Origin of the sequence: Cupriavidus phytohabitans, from assembly GCF_017815025.1 — a bacterium.
In the GTDB taxonomy this organism is placed as follows: Bacteria; Pseudomonadota; Gammaproteobacteria; order Burkholderiales; family Burkholderiaceae; genus Cupriavidus.
In genome coordinates this window covers 1-3,392 of record NZ_JAGIQB010000141.1, presented here as the reverse complement: position 1 = coordinate 3,392, position 3,392 = coordinate 1, and the positions used below count along the sequence as shown (strand labels likewise).

The 3,392-nt window shown below is 65.0% G+C and carries 4 protein-coding genes; all 4 read left to right on the top strand.

Going from position 1 to position 3,392, the window contains the following annotated elements:
- Window positions 1–133 precede the first annotated feature (133 nt).
- The 4 genes from J8I34_RS33510 to J8I34_RS33495 all read left to right on the top strand — a co-directional run bounded on the left by J8I34_RS33510 (window position 134) and on the right by J8I34_RS33495 (window position 3,303).
- On the top strand, window positions 134–679 hold the full coding sequence (locus J8I34_RS33510; protein WP_245176333.1) for a transposase: 546 nt from the start codon (window positions 134–136) through the stop codon (window positions 677–679).
- Between the two features lie 117 nt (window positions 680–796).
- Entirely contained in the window at window positions 797–2,227 is a 1,431-nt protein-coding gene (locus J8I34_RS33505; RefSeq protein WP_209808489.1) for a DDE-type integrase/transposase/recombinase, read from the top strand.
- Window positions 2,224–3,057 carry an ExeA family protein gene (locus tag J8I34_RS33500; RefSeq protein ID WP_209808487.1) on the top strand — a complete coding sequence of 278 codons (834 nt, stop codon included), beginning with the start codon at window positions 2,224–2,226 and terminating at the stop codon, window positions 3,055–3,057. The genes J8I34_RS33505 and J8I34_RS33500 overlap by 4 nt, the downstream gene beginning before the upstream one ends.
- Window positions 3,058–3,162: 105 nt before the next feature.
- Window positions 3,163–3,303 carry a hypothetical protein gene (locus J8I34_RS33495; RefSeq protein WP_209808485.1) on the top strand — a complete coding sequence of 47 codons (141 nt, stop codon included), beginning with the start codon at window positions 3,163–3,165 and terminating at the stop codon, window positions 3,301–3,303.
- The last annotated feature ends 89 nt before the right edge of the window (window positions 3,304–3,392 follow it).

The following is a 3,392-nucleotide window of genomic DNA, read 5'->3' as shown; positions in this document are numbered from 1 at the left end:
TGAGCATGAGCGGCGTTCGTGATGCCGAATCTGGGAGATTTGATCAAGAACGATGAGGGAAGCCGGAGAACTTCCCTCAGGGATCGTGCACGCACGCCCCTGAGAGAAGATGTCGCCTTTATTGTGTCCAGCAATGAAGGAGACCCCGTCAGTGTGCCATGCCCTGCTACAAACGCCGGCATTCTTTAGCCTGTTGCGCCGGATCGACGAAGACCTGATGCAAGCCGCACGGGAGAATTGCTGCTGCCATTGTGGTCAGCCGCTTCACCGGGCTGACTATCCCCGCAAGCCGCGGGGATGCCCGCCGGCGGCACGCCCGGACTGCAGCACGCGCCTGAGCCTGTGCTGCACCGGTTGCCGCAAACGCACGACGCCGGGCTCGGTGCGGTTCCTGGGCCGGCGCGTCTACCTCGCGATCATCACGGTGCTACGCTCGAGCCGCGCCCATTGTTTCAGCATTGAGGGACTGCCGTCCGTCAGTTGGGTCACGCTCAAGCGCTGGCGCCTCTGGTGGGACGACACCTTTCCCACCACCCCCATTGGCCGGTGGCTCAATGGCCGTTTGCCGCTCGCGCCAGAACCCGTTGCCTATCCCGAGCGACTGCTGCAGTCGGTACAGGCCGACACCGACGCAGGCCGCTTCACTGCGGCGCTGCGCCTATTGCTTCCCCCGCTCTGATCGCGCTGACTGAGGGCCGGCCAATGTAGGCAGGCGATCCGCAGAACTTGTCGATGGCAGGTCACTTGGCCTGCCCGTAGCCTCCCTTCCCATCATCCACACCCCGTTGGGAGGGCTATGTCAGTATCCATCGATCACCGCAACCGATGGGCGCGTCTGCGCTTCTCGGTGATCGGCCCATTGCTGGCGTCACCGCCAAGCAAGGGCGCGCTGCAGGAAGCTCTAAAGGGACTTGCCGCCAAGGTCTGGCGCCATCCCATCACCGGCGCCGATGTCCGCTTCGGCGCGTCCACCATTGAACGCTGGTATTACCGGGCGCGTCATGTCCACGATCCGGTGGCCCAGCTCAAGAATCGCCTGCGCGACGATTACGGGCACTTCCCCAGCATGATCCCCGCCATCACCGATTCGCTGGTGGCGCAGTACCGGGCCCACCCAGGTTGGACCATGCAACTGCACTACGACAACCTCGTCGCCGCGCTCAAAGGCACGCCGGTCGCGCTGCCGTCCTACACCACAGTCTGCCGATACCTGAAGGCCCACGGCCTCATCCGCCAGAAGACCCCGCGCTCGACCACCCCTGGCGCCATCGCCGCGGCCGGCCGGCGCGAACAACGGGAGGTGCGCAGCTATGAGGTCGATCACGCGGCTGCGCTCTGGCACCTGGACTTCCACCATGGCTCGCGCAAGGTCCTCATGCCAGATGGCCATTGGCACAAGCCGTTGCTGCTGTGTGTCATGGACGATCATTCCCGGCTCGTCTGCCACCTGCAGTGGTTCCTCGACGAAACGACCGCTTCGCTGGTGCACGGCGTCTCGCAGGCCTTCATGAAGCGCGGCCTGCCCAGAGCCATCATGAGCGACAACGGCGCCGCCATGCTGGCGGACGAGTTTGCCGACGGACTGGCTTGCCTGGGCATTCTGCACCAGACCACCTTGCCATATTCGCCTTACCAGAATGCAAAGCAGGAGAGCTTCTGGGCTCAGGTCGAATCCAGACTGATGGCCATGCTCGAGGGCGAGCCTCACCTGACGCTCGAGATGCTGAACCTGGCCACCCAGGCCTGGGTCGAGCAGGAATACCACCGCAAACCGCATTCCGAACTCGGCGCGGCGCCGCTCGAGCGCTACCTGTCTTGCGCTGACGTGTCGCGCAACTGCCCTGAGGCGCTGGCATTGCGCCGCGCCTTCCGGATCCAGGAACACCGCCGCCAGCGCCGCTCCGACGGCACCTTCACGCTCAATGGCGTGCGCTTCGAGGTGCCGTCCGCCTATCGCCATCTGGAGCAGGTCTGCCTGCGCTATGCGCGCTGGGACCTATCCCAAGTGGAACTGGTCGACCCGCGCACCGGCACTCCGCTGGTTGCCGTCTTCCCGCTGGACAAGTCTGCCAATGCCGATGGGCTGCGTGGACGGGTGCAGGTCGCTGCGGCCGTCGAGGTCACGCCAGCTGGCATCGCGCCGCTGATGCGCCAGTTGCTTGCCGAGCACGCCGCCACCGGCCTGCCTCCCGCCTATCTGCCCCCGACTCCGCCTACGAAGCCATGATGCAACCCAATCTGCTGGCCTTGTACGGCCTGAAGTTCAATCCCTTCGCCCAGGACATCCCCGTCGAAGCGGTCTTCGTGAACCCCAGACTCGATCACTTCTGCTGGCGCATCGAGCACGGCCTGGCACGCGAAGGCGGCTTTGCCATGGTGCATGGTGACCCCGGCTCGGGCAAGAGCATCGCCTTGCGCCTGCTCCATCAGCGTCTGACCCGGCTGCCCGACCTGATGGTGGGCTCGATTACCCACCCGCAAAGCAGCCTGTCCGACTTCTACCGGGAGCTGAGCGACATCTTTGCGGTGCCGATCAAGCCGCAGAACCGCTGGGGCGGCTTCAAGGCCCTGCGCGAACGCTGGCTGGCCCATCTGGAAGCCAGCCGCCGTCGCTGCGTGCTGCTGATCGACGAAGCCCAGGAGATGAGCGCGCCGGTGCTGTCGGAGTTGCGCCTGCTGGCATCGGCTCGCTTCGATTCCCAGGCGCTGCTGTGCGTTGTGCTCGCCGGCGATGCCCGACTGCCTGAGAAGTTCACCCGCGACGATCTGATTCCCCTGGGCAGCCGGATCCGCGCGCGTCTGGCGATGGAGGCCGCCACCGCGGACGAGCTGCAGGCATGCCTGAGCCACCTGCTCACCAGCGCCGGCAACGCGAGCCTGATGACCGAACCGCTGCGCCAGACCTTGTGCGAACACGCCGCAGGCAACCATCGCATCCTGATGAACCTGGCCGGGGAACTGTTGGCCCAGGCCGCGCAACGCGAACTGCCGCAGATCGACGAGAAGCTCTACCTCGAAACCTATACCGCAGCCCAGAGCCGGCGCGGCAAACGCTGAGAATCCGATGACAGACCAGACCTTCCTTCCCCTGCTCGGACCAATGCTGCCCGAGCTAACCGACGCGGACGCGCGGCGATCCTGGACTATCTCCACGAACTTGTGATGCTCGTCGAATCGCACTACCTCGTGCAGATCCGCCGTCATGCCCAATCGCAACTGCAACTCGCCGAGCAGCTCCGCGCCGAAAACGCCGGCCTGAGCACGCCCATCAACAATCCACCCCATCGCGATCAACAGGCGTGATGGCCATCACCGCGAGCCGCCCCTGCGGCTCGCTCCGGCTCCATCATTTACCTTGACCGCTTCTCCATCAAATCTGGCGCTCGCGCTCA

What these genes read in the sequence shown, in the direction of transcription:
- J8I34_RS33510 (WP_245176333.1), top strand. Translation starts at nt 134, where the DNA reads ATGAAGGAGACCCCGTCAGTGTGCCATGCCCTGCTACAAACGCCGGCA.
- J8I34_RS33495 (WP_209808485.1), top strand. Translation starts at nt 3,163, where the DNA reads ATGCTCGTCGAATCGCACTACCTCGTGCAGATCCGCCGTCATGCCCAA.
- J8I34_RS33500 (WP_209808487.1), top strand. Translation starts at nt 2,224, where the DNA reads ATGATGCAACCCAATCTGCTGGCCTTGTACGGCCTGAAGTTCAATCCC.
- J8I34_RS33505 (WP_209808489.1), top strand. Translation starts at nt 797, where the DNA reads ATGTCAGTATCCATCGATCACCGCAACCGATGGGCGCGTCTGCGCTTC.